This window comes from Pseudomonas zeae (assembly GCF_014268485.2).
Classification (GTDB): domain Bacteria; phylum Pseudomonadota; class Gammaproteobacteria; order Pseudomonadales; family Pseudomonadaceae; genus Aquipseudomonas; species Aquipseudomonas neuropathica.
This window is the reverse complement of the sequence record NZ_CP077090.1, coordinates 5,998,555-6,020,345: the sequence shown is the minus strand read 5'-3', so window position 1 is coordinate 6,020,345 and position 21,791 is coordinate 5,998,555. Positions and strand designations below refer to the sequence as shown.

Below are 21,791 nucleotides of genomic sequence, written 5' to 3'. Positions count from 1 at the left end.
GCGTCAGGCGAGCCTGACGCACAATCCAATTAGCTGGCGACGATATTGACCAGTTTCCCGGGCACTACGATCACTTTACGAATAGTCAGGCCATCGACGAAACGCAGGACGTTTTCATTGGCACGTGCGGCGGCTTCGACTTCTTCGCGAGTCGCGCTGGCCGGCATTTCGATCTGGCCACGCAGCTTGCCGTTGACCTGAATGACCAGCGTCAGGCTGTCCTGAACCAGCGCACTTTCGTCCACAGCCGGCCAGCCAGCGTCGATGACTGCATCGGCGTGACCCAGCTGGTTCCACAGTTCGTGGCTGATGTGCGGCGTGATTGGTGCCAGCAACAGCGTCACGGCTTCCAGACCTTCGTGAATCAGCGCGCGATCCTGCTCGGTGCTTTGCGCGGCTTTTTCCAGCACGTTCATCAGCGTCATTACCTGGGCGATGGCGGTGTTGAATTTGTGGTTCTGGCCGACGTCGTGGCTGGCCTGCTTGATGGCCACGTGAATGGCGCGGCGCACGGCCTTCTGCTCGTCGTTCAGGCTGGCGATGTCCAGTTTGCCCGGCAAGCCCTGAGTGACGTGGGCTTGCGCCAGACGCCAGACGCGCTTGAGGAAACGGTGCGAACCTTCGACGCCGGAGTCGGACCATTCGGCGCTCATGTCAGGTGGCGAAGCGAACATCATGAACAGGCGGCAGGTGTCGGCGCCGAACTGATCGATCATCGACTGTGGGTCCACGCCGTTGTTCTTCGACTTGGCCATTTTCTCGGTGCCACCGATTTCCACCGGCAGACCGTCGGATTTCAGCTTGGCACTGATGACCTTGGCTTTGCTGTCGCGCTCGAGTTCTACGTCTGCCGGGTTGAACCAGGTGTAAGCACCATTGGCTTCGCGACGGTAGTAAGTCTCGGCGATCACCATGCCTTGGGTCAGCAGGTTCTTGAATGGCTCGTTGGAACTCACCAGACCTTCGTCACGCATCAGCTTGTGGAAGAAGCGCGCGTAGAGCAGGTGCAAAATGGCATGTTCGATACCACCGATGTACTGATCGACTGGCAACCAGTGGTCGGCTGCGGATTTTTCCACCAGACCGCCTTCAAAGTGCGGCGAGGCGTAACGGGCGTAGTACCACGACGACTCAACGAACGTATCCATGGTGTCGGTTTCACGCTTGGCAGGCTGGCCGCATTTCGGGCAGCTGCATTCGTAAAACTCAGGCATGCGCGCCAGCGGCGAACCGGCGCCGTCCGGCACCACATCTTCCGGCAGGACCACAGGCAATTGATCTTCCGGCACCGGCACGTCACCGCAAGTGTCGCAGTGGATGATCGGGATCGGGCAGCCCCAGTAGCGCTGACGGCTGATGCCCCAGTCGCGCAGACGGAACTGGGTACGCGAGGCGCCCAGTTCTTTCTTGATCAGGGCGACTTCAATGGCGTCGAACGCGCCAGCGAAGTCGAGGCCGTCGAATTCGCCAGAGTTGATCAGCGTACCGTGCTCGCCATAGGCGTCTTGCCACGGGGCCGGGTTGCTGTCGCCAGAGCTGGTACGCACTACCGATTTCACCGGCAGGTTGTACTTGTGAGCGAATTCGAAATCGCGCTCGTCGTGCGCCGGTACGGCCATGACCGCGCCGTCGCCGTAGTGCATCAGCACGTAGTTGGCGACCCAGACCGGGAGTTTTTCACCGGTCAGCGGGTGCTCGACGAACAGGCCGGTTGGCAGGCCTTTCTTCTCTTGCGTGGCGACGTCGGCTTCGGCGACGCTGCCGCCCTTGCATTCAGCGATGAACGCTTGCAGCTCAGGGTTGTTCTGCGCTGCCTGGGTCGCCAGCGGATGCTCGGCAGCCACGGCGACATAGGTCGCGCCCATCAGGGTGTCCGGACGGGTAGTGAAGACTTTCAGGGTGCCGGCTTCGCCGATCGAGTCGACGTTGTACGGGAACTGCACTTCCATGCCGCGGGATTTGCCGATCCAGTTGCGCTGCATGGTCTTGACCTGTTCAGGCCAGCCAGTCAGTTCGTCGAGGCTCTCCAGCAGCTCATCCGCATAAGCGGTGATTTTGAAGTAGTACATCGGGATTTCGCGCTTTTCGATCAGCGCGCCGGAACGCCAGCCGCGACCGTCGATCACCTGTTCGTTAGCGAGAACGGTCTGGTCGATCGGGTCCCAGTTCACGGTGCCGTTTTTACGGTAGATCACGCCTTTTTCGAACAGGCGAGTGAACAGCCATTGTTCCCAGCGGTAGTAATCCGGTTTGCAGGTGGTGACTTCGCGCGACCAGTCGACCGCCAGACCCAGGCTGCGCAGCTGGGTTTTCATGTAGGCGATGTTTTCGTAGGTCCACTTGGCCGGCGCGACGTTGTTCTTCATCGCGGCGTTTTCTGCCGGCATGCCGAACGCGTCCCAACCCATAGGTTGCAGAACGTTCTTGCCGAGCATGCGCTGGTAGCGGGAGATCACGTCGCCGATGGTGTAGTTGCGCACGTGCCCCATGTGTAGCTTGCCGCTGGGGTAAGGGAACATCGACAGGCAGTAGTAGGTTTCCTTGCCTGGCTGTTCACTGACTTCAAAGGACTTTTGCTCGTCCCAGAACGACTGGGCGGCGGCTTCGATTTCACGGGGCTGATATTGTTCGTGCATGGCTACTTTTGTACTGGATAGGGGTGGCCTAATCCTCTTCAACGCAGGTGCCGGGGTTGGCCCGGACGAGCTGGAAGTGGAATTACAGGAAGCGCCGTAGCATACATGACCGCGCTCGGCCTAGGGAAACCCTGATTACAGCTGTTTGTCCCGGCAAATCCGTGGCGAGGGCCGTTGGTCGCGGCGTGCAGCCGGTTTGTGCAGCGAAGCTAAGCTCTAACTGGGGAGTGAGTCTTATCTTCAATGAGGTGAGGGATGGTGGAGCAACGGCAAAAAAACGTGACGAAACCCGAGTTGTACGAAAGATTGATCGATCGTCTTGGTATGGCCCTGGACGCATTAAAAACCGCTGACCGGCTGCGCGACGAGCGCCCCCTGGAACTGGAATTGCGTGGCTTGAGCCCCGCCGAGTTCAAACTGGTCAAGGCCTATCTGGATCGCAGTGAACGTGAAACGCACGGATGCTTGTCACAGGCAGTGAAGCAGCTCGATGCAGCACATTCGGCCAAGGTCATCTGGCTCAAGGACAAGGCGCCCGGCAGAGACACCGTCAAGGTTCGCTCTGTACAGGCCAAGTAAGCGCATGGCAGGTCAAGAACCGGATCTTTTTCAACAGGATCCCACCTATTGGTTGTAACGCTTTATTAACACTCTTAGGCTTCGGGCATCTGTGGAGATGCTCGATGCCTTTTCGTTATTTCATCAAACAACTTTTGTTACCACCCGGCATTCTTTTGCTGCTGTTGCTGGCCGCTTGGTGGCTGCGCCGCTCACGGCCGCGCCTGGCTGGATTGTGTTTTGCCATTGGCTTTGGCGGAATGTGGCTGATGAGCCTGCCGGTGGTCGTGCAGTGGGGCGCGAAAGCTCTGGAGCGCGAGCCACCGCTGGCCCGTGAAGAGTGGGCGACGTTGGCGCAGCGCGCTGACGCGATTGTGGTGCTGGGTTCCGGCCGCGAGCGCGGTGATCTGGCCTGGGGAGAGGATCAGCCGACCGGCGTGGGCCTTGAGCGTCAGCGGTATGCGGCTCGACTGGCGAAGGCATCCGGTTTGCCGATTTTGACCACGGGTGGCCTGCATTACGGTACGCCGCCGACCGAGGCGAAGTTGATGGCGGATTCATTGCGCGACGATTTTGGCGTGACCGTGCGCTGGCAGGAAGGCGAGAGCCGCACTACGTGGGAAAATGCGAAGTTCACGGCCGATATCTTGTTGCCGCAGGGGATCAAGCGCGTGGTCGTGGTGACGCAGGCCTGGCACATGCCGCGATCGGTATGGAGTTTTCAACAGGCGGGTTTTGAAGTGGTGCCGGCCCCGGTCGGATTTCTCGGAACCGATAACGCGAGACCGTTTGGTGGCTGGCTGCCGGAGTTCAAGTCGATCTGGCAGAGCGGGCAGTTGTTGAATGAAGCGGTAGGGCAGGTGGGGTATTCGCTGTTTTACCGCTGAAGATCAAAAGATCGCAGCCTGCGGCAGCTCCTTGGGAAAATACAAATCCCGTGTAGGAGCTGCCGCAGGCTGCGATCTTTGCTTTAAAGCGTTTTCGACATCCGGCTGGCCATCAGTGCCCAGCCAAACAGCAGAACGCACAGGATGATCAATGGCCACGAGCGCCATTGCAGATACGGCGTCAGGTTGTGCATCGGCACCACTTCGCCGTAGAGGATGCCCTGTTCAAACTGCGGAATCTGCTCGGTGATCTGCCCGAACGGGTTGATCAGTCCGGTCACACCGTTGTTGGTTGCACGAATCATCCAGCGCCCAGCCTCAAGCGCACGCATCTGCGCCATCTGCAAATGCTGCAGCGGGCCAATCGAGGTGCCGAACCAGGTGTCGTTGCTGATCGTCAGCAGCAAATCACTGCGCGCCGACAGGCTGGCGGCGAATTCTGGATAGACCACCTCGTAGCAGATGAACGGTGCGATCTGATAACCCTTGGCCTGCAACAACGCCTGATCGGCCGGGCCACGGGCAAAGTCGGACATTGGCAGGTCGAAGAAGGCGATCAGCCCGCGCAATACATCCTGCAGTGGCACGTATTCGCCGAAGGGCACCAGTTTCTGCTTCAGGTAGGTGCCATCGCCTTCGCCCACCACGGTGATGCCATTGAAGAAGCGTTTTTCGTGACGAACGGTTTCGCGGATCGGTACACCAGTGATCAGCGCCGATTTACGCTCGGCGGCGAAGGTGCCCATCATGGTCAGGTAGCCCTCGGCGGACTCCTTCAATACCGGCACGGCGGTTTCCGGCCAGATCAGCAGGTCCACCGGTTTCGAGCGGAAGCTCAAATCGCGATACAAAGCCAACTGCGCGTTGAGCTCGGCCGGATCCCATTTCATGCTTTGCGCGACGTTACCCTGAATTGCGGCAACACTCAGCGGCGCGCCGGAGGGGCTGGTCCAGGCATGGCCCTTGAGCGCAATGCCGGCCACCCAAGGGCCAACCAGCAGCACCAAACCTGCGGCAACAAAACCGTTGCGGCCGGTTTGCAGCAGGCGTGGGGCGTTATAGATCAGTGCTGCGGTCAGTGCCAGAACGAACGACACCAGCCACATGCCACCCACTGGAGCGAGCCCGGCCAATGGGCCATCGAGCTGGCTGTAACCCGAGTACAGCCATGGGAAGCCGGTGAGGAACCAGCCGCGAAACGCTTCCTGGCCGACCCACAACGCAGCAAACGCCAAGGCATCGGCCAGCGGAGCCTCGTTACGGCGCAACCAGCGCGCCCACAGCCAGGCCGGCAGGGCAAAGAACCAGGCGATCGCCGCGGTAAACAGCAGCATCAGGAACCCGGCCAACAGCACCGAAGCGCCGCCGAAATGGTGGATGCTGTAATAGATCCAACTGGTGCCGGCACCAAACAGGCCGAAACCGAAGCACCAGCCACGGCCCAGCGCCTGACGCGGACTCAGCTCGCGTAAACCGGCATAAAACAAGCCGACCGCCAGCAAAGCCAGCGGCCAGATGTTGAACGGTGCCAGAGCGAAAGTGGTGATTGCACCGGCCGCCACGGCCAGCAGGTTACCGGGCCAGCCGGGGCGGGTTGTCCAGCGCATTTCAGTCCTTAGAATTAACGAGCAATTGGCGTCAGTCGCAGCAAATGAATCCGACGGCTGTCGGCGTTCAGGATGCGGAAACGATAGGCGCCGATTTCAGTGATTTCGTTGCGTTTTGGCAAGTGCCCGAACGCGCTCATCACCAGACCGCCGACGGTGTCGAACTCGTCATCGGAGAATTCGCTGTCGAAGAACTCGTTGAAGTTTTCGATCGGCGTCAGGGCCTTGATCAGGAAGTCACCGCTGGGCAGCGGCTTGATATAGCTGTCTTCTTCGACGTCGTGCTCGTCTTCGATATCGCCGACGATCTGTTCCAGCACGTCTTCAATCGTTACCAGACCGGCCACGCCGCCGTATTCGTCGATGACGATGGCCATGTGGTTGTGGTTGGCACGGAATTCACGCAACAACACGTTCAGGCGCTTGGACTCCGGCACGAACGTGGCTGGGCGCAGCAGATCCTTGATGTTGAAGCTGTCGCCGTTCTCCTTGAGGATCAGCGGCAGCAGATCCTTGGCCAGCAGCACGCCCATCACGTCGTCATGGCTTTCGCCGATCACCGGATAGCGCGAGTGGGCAGAATCGACCACGGCCGGGAGGAATTCACGGGGTGTCTGGGTCGCCTTGATGCTGATCATCTGCGAACGCGGCACCATGATGTCGCGCACTTGCAGGTCAGCCACCTGAATGGCGCCTTCGACGATGGCCAGCGCTTCGCTGTCCAGCAGTTTGTTCTGATGTGCATCACGCAGCAGCTCGAGGAGCTCCTGACGGTTCTTCGGCTCGTGGGCAAAAGCCTGGGTCAGTTTACCCAGCCATGACTTCTGCCCGTTGCTCGATCGATCTTCGCTCATAGCGATTACTCTGAATCCTTTGTTGTAACGATAGGGGATGTTTCGGGTTCGTCGTCCGCGTACGGATCGGGATAGCCCAGTTCAGCAAGCAACTCGCGTTCCAGTGCTTCCATTTCCTCGGCTTCTTCGTCATCTATATGGTCGTAACCGAGTAGATGCAAGCAGCCGTGAATGACCAGATGTGCCCAGTGGGCCTTTAGTTCCTTGCCTTGTTCGGCGGCTTCGCGCTCGACCACGGCCACGCAGATCACCAGATCGCCGAGCAGCGGGATGTCGAGAAACTCGTCAGGCACTTCAGCCGGGAACGACAGGACGTTGGTCGCGTAATCCTTGTGGCGCCAGGTGTGATTGAGCTCGCGGCCTTCTTCCTCGTCGACCAGACGAATGGTCATCTCCGAGTCGGCGGTGCGCTGGCGCAGGGCCAGTTCGCACCACAGGCGGAAGTCGGGCTCACTCGGCGCGTTCGCGTCAGTCGCGATTTGCAGGTCTAGCTCAAGCATTTCGCGAGGTGTCCTTGGGGGCTTCGTCACGGTTTTCGAAGCGCTCGTAGGCTTCGACGATCCGCTGTACCAAAGGATGGCGCACGACGTCTTTAGGCTGGAAGTGCGTGAAGCTGATGCCCGGCACGTCTTTGAGCACTTCGATCACATGATGCAGGCCGGACTTGGTGCCACGCGGCAGGTCGACCTGGGTGATGTCACCGGTGATGACCGCGGTGGAGCCGAAGCCGATCCGGGTCAGGAACATCTTCATCTGTTCGACGGTGGTGTTCTGGCTTTCGTCGAGAATGATGAAGCTGTTATTCAGCGTGCGACCGCGCATGTAGGCCAGCGGCGCAACTTCAATCACCTGACGCTCGATCAGCTTGGCCACGTATTCAAAGCCGAGCATCTCGTAGAGCGCGTCGTAGAGCGGACGCAGGTACGGGTCGATCTTCTGCGACAGGTCGCCGGGCAGGAAGCCGAGTTTTTCACCCGCTTCAACCGCCGGACGCACCAGCAGGATGCGACGGATCTGCTCGCGCTCCAGGGCATCGACAGCGCAGGCCACGGCCAGATAGGTCTTGCCGGTACCGGCCGGGCCAATGCCGAAGTTGATGTCGTTGCCGAGGATTTCCTTCACGTAGCGCAACTGATTCAAGCCGCGTGGGCGAATCATGCCTTTCTTGGTGCGCAGGGCAACGGACGCTTCGGCGGGGGCGTGATTGTCCAGCTCGACCACGGCCGATTCCTGGAGGAACAGGTGCACGAGGTCCGGCGACAGCTCGGTACCTTTGGTTTCCCGGTACAGGCGGCGCAGCAGGTTTTCCGCAGACGTGGTGTGCTTGGGGTCGCCGATCAACTCGAACTGGTTTCCGCGGTTGCGGATCTCGATGGTCAGGCGCTGTTCGATCAAGCGCAAATGCTCGTCGAATTGCCCGCACAGATTGGCGAAGCGGCGAGCCTCAAAAGGCTCGAGGATAAAACGATGTGGTTCTATGGGTGCGTTCAAGGTCGTATTTAGCCGCCCTGGGGCAATTAAGATGAAATCAAGGATAACGCCAGAGGCCTGGGTGCGAAAGCTCTTAAATCACCACGGTTCATGTGGGAGCGAGCCTGCTCGCGAAGGCGGCCTATCAGACACATGAATGTTTAATGTGTCGCAGCCTTCGCGAGCAGGCTCGCTCCCACAGGGAAATGCAGTGTTACTGGATCAGCGAGCCACGCAGCGAGTGCGGTTGTGCCGCGTCGATGTGTACGTCGGCGAACTGACCGATCAGGGTTGGATTGTCGCAGCGGAAGTTGACGATACGATTATTCTCGGTGCGCCCTTGCAGCTCGCCCGGGTCTTTCTTCGAATAGTCGGTGACCAGAATGCGCTGGATCGAGCCGACCATTTGTCGGCTGATCTCAAAGCCTTGCTGATTCAGGCGATGTTGCAGGGCGTTCAGGCGTTCCTTTTTCAACTCTTCCGGGGTCTCGTCGGCCAGATCGGCCGCCGGGGTACCTGGGCGCTGGCTGTAAACGAACGAGTAGGAGAAGTCGAAACCGACATCGGCAATCAGCTTCATCGTCTGTTCGAAGTCTTTCTCGGTCTCGCCGGGGAAACCGACGATGAAGTCTGAACTGATGCAGATGCCCGGCACCGCCGCACGCAGTTTGCGCAGCTTGGATTTGTACTCCAGCGCCGTGTGGTTGCGCTTCATCGCCGCGAGAATCCGGTCGGAACCCGACTGCACCGGCAAATGCAGATGCTTGACCAGTTCCGGGACGTCGGCGTGGGCCTGGATCAGGCTGTCGGAGAATTCCAGCGGGTGCGAAGTGGTGTAGCGAATGCGGTCGATGCCGTCGATGGCGGCGACGACGCGGATCAGCTCGGCGAGATCAGCCAGACGACCGTCATGGGTCGTACCGCGATAGCCGTTGACGTTCTGCCCCAGCAGCGTCACTTCACGCACGCCGTTTTCGGCGAGGTGAATGACTTCGGCGACCACGTCATCGAACGGCCGGCTGACTTCTTCGCCACGGGTGTAAGGCACCACGCAGAACGTGCAGTACTTGCTGCAACCTTCCATCACCGACACGTAAGCGCTCGGGCCATCGATGCGCGGTTCGGGCAAATGGTCGAATTTTTCGATTTCCGGGAACGAGACGTCGACTTGCGGCAGCTTGGTGATGCGCGCGGCGTCGATCATTTCTGGCAGGCGGTGCAGGGTCTGCGGGCCGAAGACCACGTCGACGTACGGCGCGCGATCACGAATCGCCGCGCCTTCCTGACTGGCCACACAACCGCCAACGGCGATCACCATCTCTGGGTTGGCCAGTTTCAGTTCGCGCCAGCGGCCGAGTTGCGAATACACGCGATCCTGAGCGCGCTCGCGGATCGAGCAGGTGTTGAGCAGAATCACGTCGGCGTCTTCGGCACGCGCGGTGACTTCCAGGGCCTGATGTTCACCCAGCAGATCGACCATGCGCGAGCTGTCGTACTCGTTCATCTGACAACCGTGGGTTTCGATGTAAAGCTTCTTGGCCATGGATTAGGGTCATCACGTGATTCAAAGAACCCGGCATTATAGGGAACATGCCCTCAGGTTCCTACCGCTGCGCGTCCGGTGGCTATGCTATAGTTTGCGCCCTCATTTTTATCCCCGATGTTATCCCCCCGCCATGACCAAACGCGAAGCTCCAATCTATAAGGTGATTTTCCTCAACCAGGGCCAGGTGTTCGAAATGTACGCCAAGCAGATCTATCAAAGTGATCTGTGGGGCTTTCTGGAAGTGGAAGAGTTCGTCTTTGGCGAGCGCACGCAAGTGGTCGTCGATCCGAGCGAAGAAAAGCTCAAGGCGCAGTTCGAAGGCGTAGTGCGCAGCTTTGTGCCGATGCATTCGATTGTGCGCATCGACGAAGTGGAACGTCTGGGCACCCCGAAAATCAGCGAAGCCCGGGGCGCGGTCGGCAATGTGATGCCGTTTCCGATGCCGATGCCTGAGAAGTAAGCCGCAAAACCGGGTCGCCCCCATTCGCGAGCAGGCTCGCTCCCACAGGGAAATGCATTCCAATGTGGGAGCGAGCCTGCTCGCGAAGAGGCCAGAAAAAACTATAGAGAATCAGGGAAGCGGCGAGAAAGGCGTGCGCCCATCGGCGCTCTGCAGTTCCATCAGGTATTTACGGAAAATTTGCCCGAGCACCTGGGTCGCGGTTTCGAGGTCTTCGCGAGACATTTTTTCGGAGACTTCGTCGGCCGTGTCCAGCGCATCTTCAGCGCCGTTGACGGCGGCCATCTTCAGCACGATATACGCCTGAATATTGTTGGCCTGCACGCCTTCACCGTGGAAGAACATGGTGCCAAGTTTGAATTGCGCCTGAGCGTGGCCTTGCAACGAGGCTTTTTCGAAATAGCTCAAGGCTTGATTGAGGTCGCGCGGGGCATTCTTGCCGTCGTAGTAGAACTCACCCAACTCGTATTGCGCTTGCGCATCCCCTTCGTCCGCCGCTTTCTGGCAAGCAGCCAGTGCCTGCGTGACGTCTTGCGGCTGAGTATTGAGGGTGCAACGACCCATCGCCGGGATCAACAACGAGTTGCCGCCTGCTTGTGCATGCGCGAGCAGGGGCTGAAGGAGCAACAGGCAGCCCAAGGCAAGGGTGCGGCCGGTGCGGTTCATGGGAATCGACTTACCTCTGAAGGGCACGCGGACCCATCGAGGGATCCAATAAGCGCGCATTATGAAATAAGCAGGGCCAACCTTACAAAGTCTTTACTCGTTTTTCTGCTGCGCGGGGAATATATCGCCCACTTTAGGGGAGATTTTTAGCAGGAGCATCGGAAAAACAGCGTCGATGTAGGTGAATGCTGACGCTGGCGATAGCCAACGTCAGCGGTACGGCGGTTATTTCAGTGCGGCGAAGGCGCGCTCGGCAGCGTCCAGTGTCAGTTTCAACTCGGCTTCGCCGTGGGCGATCGAGGTAAACCCGGCTTCGAAGGCGCTCGGCGCCAGGTACACGCCACCTTCCAGCATCAGGTGGAAGAAGCGACCGAACAGGGCAGCGTCGCTGGCCATCACATCTTCAAAGGTGACGATGTCGTCGGCGCCGCTGAAGTACAGACCGAACATGCCGCCAGCCTGCGTGGTCACGAACGGAATGCCAGCAGCATCGGCGCGTTGTTGCAGGCCATCGAGCAGGCGCGTGGTGTAGTCGGTCAACTCGGCGTGGAAACCCGGACGGCTGATCAAACGCAGCGTGGTCAAGCCGGCGGCCATGGCCAACGGATTACCCGACAGCGTGCCGGCCTGATACACCGGGCCCAGCGGCGCAATACGCTGCATGATTTCACGCTTGCCGCCGAAGCAGCCGACCGGCATGCCGCCACCGATGATCTTGCCGAAGGTGGTCAGGTCTGGATTGACCCCGTAATACGCCTGAGCACCGCCGAGGGCAACGCGGAAACCGGTCATCACTTCGTCGAAAATCAGCACCACGCCATGTTTGTCGCACAGCGAACGCAGGCCTTCGAGGAAGCCCGGTGCCGGTGGCACGCAGTTCATGTTGCCGGCCACCGGTTCAACGATGATGCACGCCACTTCCTCGCCGACTTCAGCGAGCATCTTTTCCACCGCGTCGATGTCGTTGAACGGCAGGGTCAGGGTGTGTTTGGCGAATGCCGCCGGCACACCGGCCGAGCTCGGTACGCCCTGGGTCAGTGCGCCGGAACCGGCCTTGACCAGCAGGCTGTCGGAGTGGCCGTGATAGCAGCCCTCGAACTTGATGATGCTGTCACGGCCGGTGTAACCACGGGCCAGACGGATCGCGCTCATGGTCGCTTCGGTGCCGGAGCTGACCATGCGCACCATGTCCATCGATGGCACCAGCGAGCAGACCAGATCGGCCATCTCGGTTTCCATCGCGGTCGGCGCACCGTACGACAAGCCGTGTTGCAGCTGATTGCGCACTGCGTCCAGCACGTCCGGGTGGCTGTGGCCGAGGATCATCGGACCCCACGAACCAACGTAATCGACATAACGCTTGTCGTCTTCGTCGGTAACGTAAGCACCTTCAGCGTGCTTGAAGAACAGCGGTGTGCCGCCCACGCTTTTGAACGCGCGAACCGGCGAATTCACGCCTCCGGGAATGTGTTTCTGGGCATTGGCAAACAGCGTTTCGGAACGAGACATGATCGGGCTCTCAAATCAGACTTTCAGTAATTCATTGAACGCGCGGGCGCGGCGGGCCACTTCGGCGGTGCTCTCGGCACCAAACAGACCGTGGACCACAGCGAGCAGGTCGACCCCATGGGCCACCAGCGGCGCGGCGTTGTCGAGGGTGATGCCGCCAATCGCGCATATCGGCAGGTGCAGCGTGCGCTTGGCTTCGTCGAGCAGATCGAGGCTGCAGGTCGGCGCGCCGGGCTTGGTGTTGGAGTTGAAGAAGCGGCCGAAGGCGACATAACTCGCACCTTCTTTGGCCGCTTGTTCGGCCAGCGCGATTTGCGCGTGGCAGGTCGAACCGATGATCGCTTTCGAGCCTAGCAGGGCGCGGGTCGGCGACAGCGGGCCGTCGGTCTGGCCCAGGTGCACGCCAACGTTGAGGCGCGCGGCCAGTTCAGCATCATCGTTGATGATCAGCTGCGTCTTGTAGCGCTCGCACAGATCACGCAGCGCTTCGGCCTCACGCAGACGGCGGGCCTCATCGTTGCTCTTGTCGCGGTATTGCAGCAGGGTGACGCCGCCTTCCAGCGCCGCCTCCACGTAAGACAGAAACTTGCCGGCCAGCAACTGGCTGTCGGTAATGGCATACAGGCCACGTAGTTTCATCAGGCAGACCTCACGACGTTACGAGCAGAAATCCAGCGGCAGGCGACGCGGGACGAACTGGCCTTTGCCCAGTTGTTCGGCATCGCGCAGGGTGCGCCAGGTGTAATCCAAAGCACTGCGCACAGCGCTGGCGAGATGTTCGCCCTGCGCCAGGCGACCGGCCAACGCGCTGGCCAGTGTGCAGCCGGAACCGTGATAGCTGCCCGGCAGACGCTGACAGATAAAGGTTTCACGCAGACCGTCGCGGCTATACACGCGGTTGTGGATTTCAGTTTCGTCGCCATGGCCGCCGGTGATCAGCAGGTTTTTGACGAACGGCAGGAGTTTTTCAGCGCACTGGTCGGCGGTGCCTTCAGGCAGTTCGGCGAGGATGCGCGCTTCGGGAAGATTAGGGGTGGCAATGATCGACAGCGGCAGCAGACGCTCACGCATCGCGTAACCCACCTCGTCCTTGCCCAGACGTCCGCCGCCGCCGGCGCGCAACACCGGGTCGCAGACCACCGGCAAGTGCGGGTGCGCCGAGAGCAGTTCGACAACGGTGTCGACCATTTCCAGCGAACCGAGCATGCCCAGTTTGACCGCCGCGACTTCGGAGTCGTTGAGCACGGCATTGGCCTGGGCCAATACCCACTCACGGTCGAGGACGCGGAAGTCAGTAACGTTGACGGTGTCTTGCACGGTCAGGGCGGTGACGGCCGGAGCCGCATGGCAACCCTGCGCGAGCAGGGCTTCGATATCTGCCTGCAAGCCGGCGCCACCACTGGGGTCGTGGCCGGAGAGACAGAGGACAACGGGGCGGGAGCTGTAGATATTCATGGTGCGCGAGCTTACCACCAAAGCTGATTTTCGGGTTCAGTGCCGTTGTCCCGGGCCGCTAACCTGGCAGGAGAATTCGACCGCTCTGTCACAAGCTGACCATCTCAACAGCTCTAGCTCGCTGCTTTGCTCTGGAACGCCCGTTCTAGAGCCTTTGTAGGAAAAATTTCAATGGTGCTCAATGGCCATCAACGGCTATGCTAGTCTGGATCCAAACCAATAACAGGTAATACCGGTTTTACGTCTACTCAAAGGGAATGGGGGGCTTCCTGACACAACCGGACGAGCCACGCTGGGGCTTCAATGCGCTATTTGCTGATGCTGTTGTTCTGCTTGCCCCTTATGGCGAGCGCCGTCGAATTCGACGAATTTACCCAGAGTCTCCCTCTGGGCCGGTCGCTGCAAGTGTTCGAAGACCCGAGCGGTCAGGCGAGCATTGCCGATGTTCGTGCGCAAGCTGCCGCCGGCAATTTCAAAGTTCACGATAAGGCCACGCTTAATGCCGGTTACTCGCGCTCGGCGTTCTGGCTGAAAATTGACCTGCAGTACCGTCCGAGCAATCCCGCCGCCCAGCGCACCTGGCTGCTGGAGCTGGCGTATCCGCCGCTCGATCATCTCGACCTCTATCTGCCTGACGCCAATGGCGACTACCGCCTCGTCCGGCAAACCGGCGACGCCTTGCCGTTCGCCAGCCGCGAGATCCGCCAGAACAACTATTTGTTCGACCTCGCTTTCGCACCGGGTCAACAACAAACCGTGTACCTGCGACTGGCCAGTGAAGGCTCGATTCAGGCACCGGTGACGTTGTGGTCGAGCACCGCGTACCTCGAAGATCAGCCGGTGCGCCTGTATGTGCTGGGGATCATTTATGGCGTGCTGTTGGGGATGCTGGTCTACAACCTGTTCATCTACCTGAGTGTGCGCGACACCAGTTACCTCTATTACATCTTCTATATCGCCTCGTTCGGCCTTTATCAGCTGTCGGTGAACGGCGCGGCGGTGGAGTATTTCTGGCCGGACAATCCGTGGTGGGCCAACGCGGCCACGCCATTTTTCATCGGCTGTGCGGGGCTGTTCGGCAGTCAGTTCGCCCGCAGTTTCCTGCAGACCAAAAACCATAGTCGCTGGCTTGATCGCCTGCTGATTGCACTGATCGCGTTCGGTGCGCTGGTGGTTGGTTTGTCGCTGATGACCAGTTACGCGTTGTCGCTGCGCCTGGCGACGATACTGGCGCTGACCTTCACTGTGGTGATTTTCGCCGCCGGGATTCTGGCCTGGTGGCGCGGCTTGCGGGTGGCGCGCTATTTCATCATCGCCTGGTCGGCGTTTCTGCTCGGCGGCATCGTCAATACGCTGATGGTGCTCGGCTTGCTGCCGAACGTATTCCTGACCATGTATGCCAGCCAGATCGGCTCAGCTATCGAAGTGGCGCTGCTGTCGCTGGCACTGGCCGACCGGATCAATGCGATGCGCGAGCAACAGGCGCAGACCCTGTATGACGCCGGGCAGAAACTCGAAGTGCTCAACCAGCAACTGGCCCACAGCAACAAACTCAAGGACGAATTCCTCGCGACCCTGACCCACGAACTGCGCACGCCGATGAACGGTGTGATCGGTTCGCTGGAGTTGATGCAAACCGTCGAGCTGGATCCGGAGCTTGAGCAATACCAGCAGACCGCCGCCGGTTCCGCGCGAGACATGATGCGCATGGTCAACGGCATCCTCACCCTCACGGAGTTGCAGGCCGGCAAGCTCAAGGCTGCGCCGGGCAGTTTCAGCCTGCGCGCGGTGGTCGAAGCGCTGCGCGTGCAGTTCGACAGCAACGCGGCGAGCAAGTCGCTGGACTTCAAGGTCGAGGTGCTGCCGACCCTGCCGGATCGTTTGCACGGCGACAGCGCCAAACTCGCGCAATGTCTGGAATGCCTGCTGGACAACGCGATCAAGTTCACCCGCGTCGGCGGGCTGGCGCTGCGGGTGACCGGCAAACCGTCGACGGACAATCGCCTGGCGTTGTCGTTTGCGGTGATCGACACTGGCATCGGTTTTACCGATCTGGGCGAGGCGACGATGTACCAGCGCTTCTTCCAGCTCGACGGTTCGATGACCCGCGAATACGGCGGACTGGGCGTGGGGCTGGCGATCTGCCGACAGTTGGTCGAGCTGCTTGGCGGCAAGCTTACTCATCGCTCCGAACCCGGACGTGGCAGCCGTTTTCAACTGGACGTTGAGTTTGAACTGCCGGCGGTTGAAGCTGCGCCGATCATCGCGCCTTCGCACGATTGTGTGCGTGCGCCGCAGGACTGCACGGTGTTGCTGGTGGATGACAACAGTGTCAACCAACTGGTGATGCGCGGCATGTTGCTCAAGCTCGGCTTTCGCGTGCGTACCGCCGACAACGGCGCGGCGGCATTGGATTGCTTGCAACGAGAGACTTTCGACGCAGTGCTGATCGATTGCCAGTTGCCGGCTTACGACGGCGCGTCATTGTGCTGCCAGATTCATGCGTTGCCGGGCTGCGCGAACTTGCCGGTATTCATGCTGGCGCTAACTGCCGACCGAGAGCTTTGCGCAACGGGGGCGCCGGTCGATTACTTGAACAAACCCGTAAAATTCGAAGATCTGCAATCTGCGCTGGAGCGGCGGGTGCTGTGCTGCTAGCAGGGTAAAAGCGCCGCGAATTCGGCGGATATGACACTTTGACCGGTTGCGGAGCGGTGCTTAACTGGGTTCCTTGGTTGCCCGAAGGAGCCCGTCATGAACCTGCATCAGTTCGCCGAAACCCACGAAGTCACCAACCAGCCACCGTCGCTGGACGGCACTAACCTGTACCGCATCGACCTGCCGTTGCAGGAGTGGTCGCGGCGCTTTGGTGCCGGGTGGGCGGAGTCGCGGATCGATGCCTACGGTGCACTCGCTGGTGGGCCGTTGATGGAAGCCGGGTTCCTCGCCAACCAGAATAAACCAACGTTCGCCAGCCATGACCGCTACGGTCATCGCATCGATCTGGTGGAATTTCATCCGGCCTATCACGAACTGATGCGCACGGCGATCGAGCATGGCCTGACGTCGCTGCCATGGACCCATCCACAGGACGGCGCGCATGTCGCGCGCGCCTCGATGACCTATCTGCACAGCCAGGCAGAAGCCGGCAGCGGTTGCCCGTTGACCATGACTTTCGCCAGCGTGCCGGCCCTGCGTTTGCAGGCGAACATCGCCGAGCAATGGCTACCGAAAGTCCTCGCCACCGAATACGACCCGCGCAACGTCGGCATGGCGCACAAGGCCGGCGTGACCATCGGCATGGCCATGACCGAGAAACAGGGCGGCACCGACGTGCGCGCCAATACCACCAAGGCTTACCCGGTCGGCGCCAGTGGCCCGGGGCAGGCCTATGAACTGGTCGGGCACAAGTGGTTCTGCTCGGCGCCGATGTGCGATGCCTTCCTCACGCTGGCGCAGACCGACAAGGGTTTGAGCTGCTTCCTGTTGCCGCGTCATCGCCCGGACGACACGCGCAATCAGTTCTACATCCAGCGCCTGAAAAACAAACTCGGCAACCAGTCCAACGCCTCCAGCGAAGTGGAGTTCCGTGGCGCGCTGGCGTGGATGGTCGGTGAGGAAGGGCGCGGCGTGCCGACTATTATCGAGATGGTCGCCATGACTCGGTTCGATTGCATGGTCGGTTCCAGCGCTTTGATGCGCCAGGCGCTGACCCAGGCCAGCCATCACTGCGCGCACCGCAAGGTTGGCGGCAAGCTGCTCAGCGAACAGCCGTTGATGCAAAACGTCCTGGCTGATCTGGCCCTGGAAAGCGAAGCCGCGCTGGCCCTGAGTTTGCGCATGGGCAAGGCGCTGGATCATCTGGACGATCGCCACGAAGCGCAATTTGCGCGGCTGGTGACGGCGGTGGGCAAGTATTGGATCTGCAAGCGTGCGCCGGGGATGATCAACGAAGCGGCCGAGTGCATGGGCGGCGCCGGGTATGTCGAGGACAGTATCCTGCCGCGTCTGTACCGTGAGGCACCGGTGAACTCTACGTGGGAAGGCTCGGGGAATGTGCAATGCCTCGACGTGCTGCGCGCGTTGTCGAAAGAGCCGGGGGTGCTGGATGTGTTGTTCAGCGAACTCGGTGACGGGCATGGCGACAAGCGTCTGGCGGCGCATATTCAGCAGTTGCAGGCGCAGTTCAAAGACACCAGTGATATTCAGTATCGCGCGCGGCAACTGACCGAAGACATCGCGCTCGGTTTACAGGCCAGGCTTCTGTTGGAGGCCGGAAATTCAACGGTCAGCGATGCCTTCATCGCCAGCCGCCTGAGCGGTGGCGGCCGGGTTTACGGCGCCTTGCCGCGTGGGCTGGACGTCGAAGCCATCGTCGCCCGCTCAACTCCACAAGGTTTCTAATCAAGCAAAAATCCCCTTGTGGGAGCGAGCCTGCTCGCGAAAGCGGTGTATCAGTCGACATCTTTATTGAATGACCCACCGCATTCGCGAGCAGGCTCGCTCCCACAGGGGATCTTCATTGATTTAAAGATTGTGGGTACACCCACAACGCCACTGTTCCCGTGACGCCACGATGCAGGCAAGATGAAGCTCTGCAAGTCAGAACACAGGAAGCTGATCGTGACCGAAGCGTTTATTGTCGTTCAAACCGCCGAACAAGCCGTGGACCGTCTGGCCGAGCTGCATGAGCGGGCCACCACTGCGCTGAACTCGGCGCTCAAGCGTTACCTCAAGGATCGCGTCGAACCCGACGCTGCGCAGCGTGCTCTGTTTCGTTATCCCGAACTGCGTCTGACCTATCACTGCCAGGGCGAAGTGCCGCAGACCACCCGCGCTTATGCCAAGGTGCAACTGCCGGGCACCTACAGCGTCACCGTCACCCACCCGGCGGCGTTCCGCAAATACCTGCTCGAACAGTTGGTGCCGTTGATGCACGACTTCACCGTGACCGTGGAAGTCGGCGTCAGCCAGCAAAACATTCCGTATCCGTATGTGGTCGAGCAGGGCGATGAACTCGCCGGTTCCGGCGTCACTGCTGCCGTGCTGGCGCGGGTGTTCCCGAGTACCGACCTGTCCGCCGCCACCGATGGCATCGCCGACGGTCTCTACGACTGGGAAAACACCGATCCGCTGCCGCTGGCCTTGTTTGACGCTGCGCGCGTGGATTTCTCCCTGCGCCGTCTGGTGCACTACACCGGCAGCGATTGGCGCCATGTGCAGCCGTGGATTCTGCTGACCAACTATCACCGCTATGTCGACCAGTTCATCGTCCATGGTCTGGAACAGTTGCGCCGCGACCCGCGATTCGTGCGCATGGTCTTGCCGGGCAACGTGATCATCGAGAAGGGCATGGATCACGGCGAAGCATCGGCGATTGCGGCCGGTGTGGTCTGGCACCGATACCAGATGCCGGCTTATCACCTGATCGCCAGCGATGGCCACGGCGTGACGCTGGTCAACATCGGCGTCGGCCCGTCCAACGCCAAGAACATCACCGACCACTTGGCGGTGCTGCGTCCGCATTGCTGGCTGATGATCGGCCACTGCGGCGGCCTGCGTCAGTCGCAGACCATCGGCGACTACGTGCTGGCCCACGCTTACATGCGCCGCGACGGCATTCTCGACCGTGTGGTGCCGCCGAACATCCCGATCCCGGCCCTGGCCGAAGTGCAAATGGCCCTGCAGCAAGCAGCGGCCAACGTCACCGGCGAGAAGGGCGATGATCTGAAGAAACGCCTGCGCACCGGCACCGTGCTGACCTACGACGACCGTAACTGGGAATTGCGTTGGGCGCAGGAACGACCGTTGATCAACCTGTCCCGCGCTGTGGCCGTGGACATGGAAAGCGGCACGATTGCAGCGCAGGGTTATCGCCTGCGGGTGCCGTACGGCACGTTGCTCTGCGTTTCAGATAAACCGCTGCACAGTGAAATCAAACTGCCGGGTTCGGCCAACGCCTTCTATGAACGCGCGGTCAGCCAGCACTTGAAGATCGGCATTGAAGCGGTGGACCTGCTGCGCACCGAGCTCAACTCGTTGCACTCGCGCAAACTGCGCAGCTTCGACGAGCCGCCGTTCCGTTAACGCTTAGTCGTGGTCATTTGGCGGTCGGGGCACTAGCATTGTCAGCCCTGATCGCTAAATGTCTGTTCTCTTATGTCTCGTCCCCCGCGTCCACCTTCCCGCCGCCCCGGCGCGAAGCCTCAGTCGTCCGCGCCGCGCCGTGTTGCCAAGGCACCCCCGGCCGAGCCGAAACTGATCCTGTTCAACAAACCGTTCGATGTGCTGACGCAATTCAGCGACGGTGAAGGGCGGGCGACGCTCAAGGATTTCATCGATATGCCCGGCATTTATCCGGCCGGACGCCTGGATCGCGACAGCGAAGGATTGTTGCTGCTGACCAACGACGGGCAGTTACAGGCGCGTATCGCCGATCCGAAACACAAACTGGCGAAGACCTATTGGGTGCAGGTCGAAGGTGTGCCGACGGCTGAGCAATTGCAGCGCTTGCGCGATGGCGTTGAACTGAATGACGGCATGACCTTGCCCGCCGAAGCGCGGCAGCTGGATGAGCCTGAATTGTGGCCGCGCAATCCGCCGGTGCGTTTTCGCGCGACCATACCGACGTCATGGCTGGAACTGGTGATTCGCGAAGGGCGCAACCGTCAGGTACGGCGCATGACGGCGGCGGTAGGCCTGCCAACATTGCGGTTGGTGCGGGTGAAGATTGGTGACTGGACGATCGAAGGGCTCGATCAGGGCCAGTGGAAGGAAGTGCCGGCGCGCTTATAAAGCGCCGGATTCGATCAGGCCGATCACCACACTCTTGATGATGAACGCGGCCACGCCCAGGCCCAGTACAAAGAACAGAATGAACGAGCCAAAGCGCCCGGCCTTGGACTTCTTCGCCAGATCCCAGACGATGAAACCCATGAAAATGATCAGGATGCTGACCAGACCGGTCATCATCCACTCTTCGAATACTGCTGGATCCATTGGGGTTCTCCGGCATGGGCGCGGCTAAAAGGGCGCGGCGAGTATACGCCAAGGTGTGGGGGGTGGCATTGATCTGGGTCTGATCCGAGGCCTTTAGCCCTCACCCTAGCCCTCTCCCGGAGGGAGAGGGGACTGACCGGGAGATGCTCGCAAAATGCGCTGACCTGAACGTTCTGTTGTGAATCCATAATCGACTCGATCTTTCAAGTCGATGTATGACAGCAGACACCTCGGTCGGCCCCCTCTCCCTCCGGGAGAGGGCTGGGGTGAGGGTGCCCTTGATCAGCTACGCAAATGAGTCAGCGGCAGTTCCGTGCTGTTCAACACCTGATTCAGCACAAAACTCGAGCGCACGCTGGTTACCCCTTCAATCCGGGTCAAATGCCCCAGCAACAATTTCTGATAGTGATCCATATCCGGCACCACCACTTTCAACTGGTAATCCGCATCGACACCGGTCACCAGACTGCACTCCAGCACCTGCGGCAACGTGCGAATCGCCGCTTCGAAATTCTCGAAACGCTCCGGCGTATGCCGGTCCATGCCGATCAGCACATACGCGGTCAGGCTCAGCCCGAGCATCTTGCGATCGAGCAATGCGACCTGGCGTGAGATGTAGCCGTCGTCTTCCAGTTGCTTGACCCGGCGCGAGCAAGGGGAGGGCGACAGACCGATGCGCTCGGCCAGCTCCTGGTTGGAGATGCGGGCGTCGCGCTGCAATTCCGCCAAAATACTCAGGTCGTAACGGTCGAGTTTGCTCATCAATCTGTCCTTGGTTGTAACTATTGCGGCAGATTATCTATCCAGGGTTAAAAATTGCGCAAGTGGTGTTTATTTCAGCAATCTTCGCAATCCTCTGTCGCGGCCGCAGGCCTATTCTTATCACCAGAATCACTGCTCGGTAACACAGTCCACAGCGGCCCGCCCTATCAGGCCCGCCGCGGCCGCCACCCCCACCGGGGTTGTGCCGGTCCCCGAGCTGCACACTGTCCAGAAGACGGCGTGAGGTGAGCCGACGTCAAAAGCGTCGAGCCAGGACGAAGTTCTCTAAAGGGAGGCCGACGGGTCTCCCTTTTTTCTTGCCTGCGATTTCATGGCGGACGCTCAATAAATAAGTAGCGTGACTGATAACCTGTTGCAGAAC

General features: G+C 60.2%; 19 protein-coding genes. 7 read left to right on the top strand and 12 right to left on the bottom strand.

The annotated features are described in order from the left end of the window. Nucleotides 1-29: 29 nt before the first annotated feature. A complete protein-coding gene (gene leuS, locus HU754_RS26485) occupies nt 30-2,636 on the bottom strand; it encodes a leucine--tRNA ligase (protein ID WP_186621827.1) in 2,607 nt (868 codons plus the stop codon). A gap of 255 nt (nt 2,637-2,891) precedes the next feature. Between leuS and HU754_RS26480 the strand changes: the two genes are divergently transcribed. Together HU754_RS26480 and HU754_RS26475 are read left to right on the top strand one after the other, a co-directional pair. Continuing rightward, nucleotides 2,892-3,215: a hypothetical protein gene (locus tag HU754_RS26480; protein WP_095048767.1), complete on the top strand. Its 324-nt coding sequence runs from the start codon at nt 2,892-2,894 to the stop codon at nt 3,213-3,215. 104 nt (nt 3,216-3,319) lie between these two features. Beyond that, nucleotides 3,320-4,081: a YdcF family protein gene (locus HU754_RS26475; RefSeq protein WP_095125492.1), complete on the top strand. Its 762-nt coding sequence runs from the start codon at nt 3,320-3,322 to the stop codon at nt 4,079-4,081. 83 nt (nt 4,082-4,164) lie between these two features. Here HU754_RS26475 and lnt read toward each other — a convergent pair whose 3' ends face one another. The 5 genes from lnt to miaB form a co-directional block, all read right to left on the bottom strand. Next, the gene (gene lnt, locus HU754_RS26470) at nt 4,165-5,688 is read right to left on the bottom strand and encodes an apolipoprotein N-acyltransferase (protein ID WP_186621829.1); all 1,524 of its coding nucleotides are present in this window, start codon (nt 5,686-5,688) and stop codon (nt 4,165-4,167) included. A gap of 14 nt (nt 5,689-5,702) precedes the next feature. Further along, on the bottom strand, nt 5,703-6,542 hold the full coding sequence (locus tag HU754_RS26465; RefSeq protein ID WP_007909641.1) for a CorC family transporter: 840 nt from the start codon (nt 6,540-6,542) through the stop codon (nt 5,703-5,705). 5 nt (nt 6,543-6,547) lie between these two features. Continuing rightward, nucleotides 6,548-7,042, bottom strand: a complete 495-nt coding sequence (ybeY, locus tag HU754_RS26460; RefSeq protein WP_186621831.1) for an rRNA maturation RNase YbeY — start codon at nt 7,040-7,042, stop codon at nt 6,548-6,550. Continuing rightward, on the bottom strand, nt 7,035-8,033 hold the full coding sequence (locus tag HU754_RS26455; protein WP_095048764.1) for a PhoH family protein: 999 nt from the start codon (nt 8,031-8,033) through the stop codon (nt 7,035-7,037). The genes ybeY and HU754_RS26455 overlap by 8 nt, the downstream gene beginning before the upstream one ends. 193 nt (nt 8,034-8,226) lie before the next feature. Beyond that, on the bottom strand, nt 8,227-9,555 hold the full coding sequence (gene miaB / locus HU754_RS26450; RefSeq protein ID WP_095048763.1) for a tRNA (N6-isopentenyl adenosine(37)-C2)-methylthiotransferase MiaB: 1,329 nt from the start codon (nt 9,553-9,555) through the stop codon (nt 8,227-8,229). Between the two features lie 133 nt (nt 9,556-9,688). Between miaB and HU754_RS26445 the strand changes: the two genes are divergently transcribed. Continuing rightward, a complete protein-coding gene (locus tag HU754_RS26445) occupies nt 9,689-10,018 on the top strand; it encodes a DUF1820 family protein (RefSeq protein ID WP_003185742.1) in 330 nt (109 codons plus the stop codon). A 111-nt stretch (nt 10,019-10,129) separates the two neighbouring features. On the opposite strand, the gene HU754_RS26440 is transcribed toward HU754_RS26445, so the two are convergent. The 4 genes from HU754_RS26440 to HU754_RS26425 form a co-directional block, all read right to left on the bottom strand. Next, on the bottom strand, nt 10,130-10,684 hold the full coding sequence (locus tag HU754_RS26440) for a tetratricopeptide repeat protein (RefSeq protein WP_003228518.1): 555 nt from the start codon (nt 10,682-10,684) through the stop codon (nt 10,130-10,132). A gap of 225 nt (nt 10,685-10,909) precedes the next feature. Next, on the bottom strand, nt 10,910-12,193 hold the full coding sequence (gene hemL, locus HU754_RS26435; protein ID WP_108226241.1) for a glutamate-1-semialdehyde 2,1-aminomutase: 1,284 nt from the start codon (nt 12,191-12,193) through the stop codon (nt 10,910-10,912). Between the two features lie 15 nt (nt 12,194-12,208). Further along, nucleotides 12,209-12,832 (bottom strand): thiamine phosphate synthase, encoded by a 624-nt coding sequence (gene thiE / locus HU754_RS26430; RefSeq protein ID WP_186621833.1) that lies wholly within the window; start codon nt 12,830-12,832, stop codon nt 12,209-12,211. A gap of 18 nt (nt 12,833-12,850) precedes the next feature. Then, the gene (locus tag HU754_RS26425) at nt 12,851-13,648 is read right to left on the bottom strand and encodes a hydroxymethylpyrimidine/phosphomethylpyrimidine kinase (protein ID WP_099759363.1); all 798 of its coding nucleotides are present in this window, start codon (nt 13,646-13,648) and stop codon (nt 12,851-12,853) included. A 303-nt stretch (nt 13,649-13,951) separates the two neighbouring features. Here HU754_RS26425 and HU754_RS26420 point away from each other — a divergent pair, with 303 nt between their 5' ends. From HU754_RS26420 to HU754_RS26405, 4 genes are all read left to right on the top strand, one after another. Continuing rightward, nucleotides 13,952-16,306, top strand: coding sequence for a hybrid sensor histidine kinase/response regulator (locus HU754_RS26420; protein ID WP_186621834.1), 2,355 nt, complete (start codon nt 13,952-13,954; stop codon nt 16,304-16,306). A gap of 96 nt (nt 16,307-16,402) precedes the next feature. Further along, nucleotides 16,403-18,052 (top strand): acyl-CoA dehydrogenase family protein, encoded by a 1,650-nt coding sequence (locus tag HU754_RS26415; protein ID WP_186621844.1) that lies wholly within the window; start codon nt 16,403-16,405, stop codon nt 18,050-18,052. 183 nt (nt 18,053-18,235) lie between these two features. Beyond that, the gene (gene amn / locus HU754_RS26410; RefSeq protein WP_016986142.1) at nt 18,236-19,735 is read left to right on the top strand and encodes an AMP nucleosidase; all 1,500 of its coding nucleotides are present in this window, start codon (nt 18,236-18,238) and stop codon (nt 19,733-19,735) included. Between the two features lie 72 nt (nt 19,736-19,807). Further along, nucleotides 19,808-20,443 carry a pseudouridine synthase gene (locus HU754_RS26405; RefSeq protein WP_225919948.1) on the top strand — a complete coding sequence of 212 codons (636 nt, stop codon included), beginning with the start codon at nt 19,808-19,810 and terminating at the stop codon, nt 20,441-20,443. On the opposite strand, the gene HU754_RS26400 is transcribed toward HU754_RS26405, so the two are convergent. Together HU754_RS26400 and HU754_RS26395 are read right to left on the bottom strand one after the other, a co-directional pair. Next, nucleotides 20,438-20,647: a DUF2788 domain-containing protein gene (locus tag HU754_RS26400; protein ID WP_003228500.1), complete on the bottom strand. Its 210-nt coding sequence runs from the start codon at nt 20,645-20,647 to the stop codon at nt 20,438-20,440. The two genes, HU754_RS26405 and HU754_RS26400, sit on opposite strands and share 6 nt — an antisense overlap. A 282-nt stretch (nt 20,648-20,929) precedes the next feature. Further along, nucleotides 20,930-21,409, bottom strand: a complete 480-nt coding sequence (locus HU754_RS26395; RefSeq protein ID WP_007909658.1) for an Lrp/AsnC family transcriptional regulator — start codon at nt 21,407-21,409, stop codon at nt 20,930-20,932. Between the last annotated feature and the right edge of the window lie 382 nt (nt 21,410-21,791).

Coding starts and splice junctions, on each gene's coding strand:
- amn (WP_016986142.1), top strand. CDS start 18,236: ATGAAGCTCTGCAAGTCAGAACACAGGAAGCTGATCGTGACCGAAGCG.
- thiE (WP_186621833.1), bottom strand. CDS start 12,832: ATGAAACTACGTGGCCTGTATGCCATTACCGACAGCCAGTTGCTGGCC.
- leuS (WP_186621827.1), bottom strand. CDS start 2,636: ATGCACGAACAATATCAGCCCCGTGAAATCGAAGCCGCCGCCCAGTCG.
- HU754_RS26480 (WP_095048767.1), top strand. CDS start 2,892: ATGGTGGAGCAACGGCAAAAAAACGTGACGAAACCCGAGTTGTACGAA.
- HU754_RS26395 (WP_007909658.1), bottom strand. CDS start 21,409: ATGAGCAAACTCGACCGTTACGACCTGAGTATTTTGGCGGAATTGCAG.
- HU754_RS26405 (WP_225919948.1), top strand. CDS start 19,808: ATGTCTCGTCCCCCGCGTCCACCTTCCCGCCGCCCCGGCGCGAAGCCT.
- ybeY (WP_186621831.1), bottom strand. CDS start 7,042: ATGCTTGAGCTAGACCTGCAAATCGCGACTGACGCGAACGCGCCGAGT.
- HU754_RS26400 (WP_003228500.1), bottom strand. CDS start 20,647: ATGGATCCAGCAGTATTCGAAGAGTGGATGATGACCGGTCTGGTCAGC.
- hemL (WP_108226241.1), bottom strand. CDS start 12,193: ATGTCTCGTTCCGAAACGCTGTTTGCCAATGCCCAGAAACACATTCCC.
- HU754_RS26465 (WP_007909641.1), bottom strand. CDS start 6,542: ATGAGCGAAGATCGATCGAGCAACGGGCAGAAGTCATGGCTGGGTAAA.
- lnt (WP_186621829.1), bottom strand. CDS start 5,688: ATGCGCTGGACAACCCGCCCCGGCTGGCCCGGTAACCTGCTGGCCGTG.
- miaB (WP_095048763.1), bottom strand. CDS start 9,555: ATGGCCAAGAAGCTTTACATCGAAACCCACGGTTGTCAGATGAACGAG.
- HU754_RS26475 (WP_095125492.1), top strand. CDS start 3,320: ATGCCTTTTCGTTATTTCATCAAACAACTTTTGTTACCACCCGGCATT.
- HU754_RS26425 (WP_099759363.1), bottom strand. CDS start 13,648: ATGAATATCTACAGCTCCCGCCCCGTTGTCCTCTGTCTCTCCGGCCAC.
- HU754_RS26415 (WP_186621844.1), top strand. CDS start 16,403: ATGAACCTGCATCAGTTCGCCGAAACCCACGAAGTCACCAACCAGCCA.
- HU754_RS26445 (WP_003185742.1), top strand. CDS start 9,689: ATGACCAAACGCGAAGCTCCAATCTATAAGGTGATTTTCCTCAACCAG.
- HU754_RS26440 (WP_003228518.1), bottom strand. CDS start 10,684: ATGAACCGCACCGGCCGCACCCTTGCCTTGGGCTGCCTGTTGCTCCTT.
- HU754_RS26420 (WP_186621834.1), top strand. CDS start 13,952: ATGCGCTATTTGCTGATGCTGTTGTTCTGCTTGCCCCTTATGGCGAGC.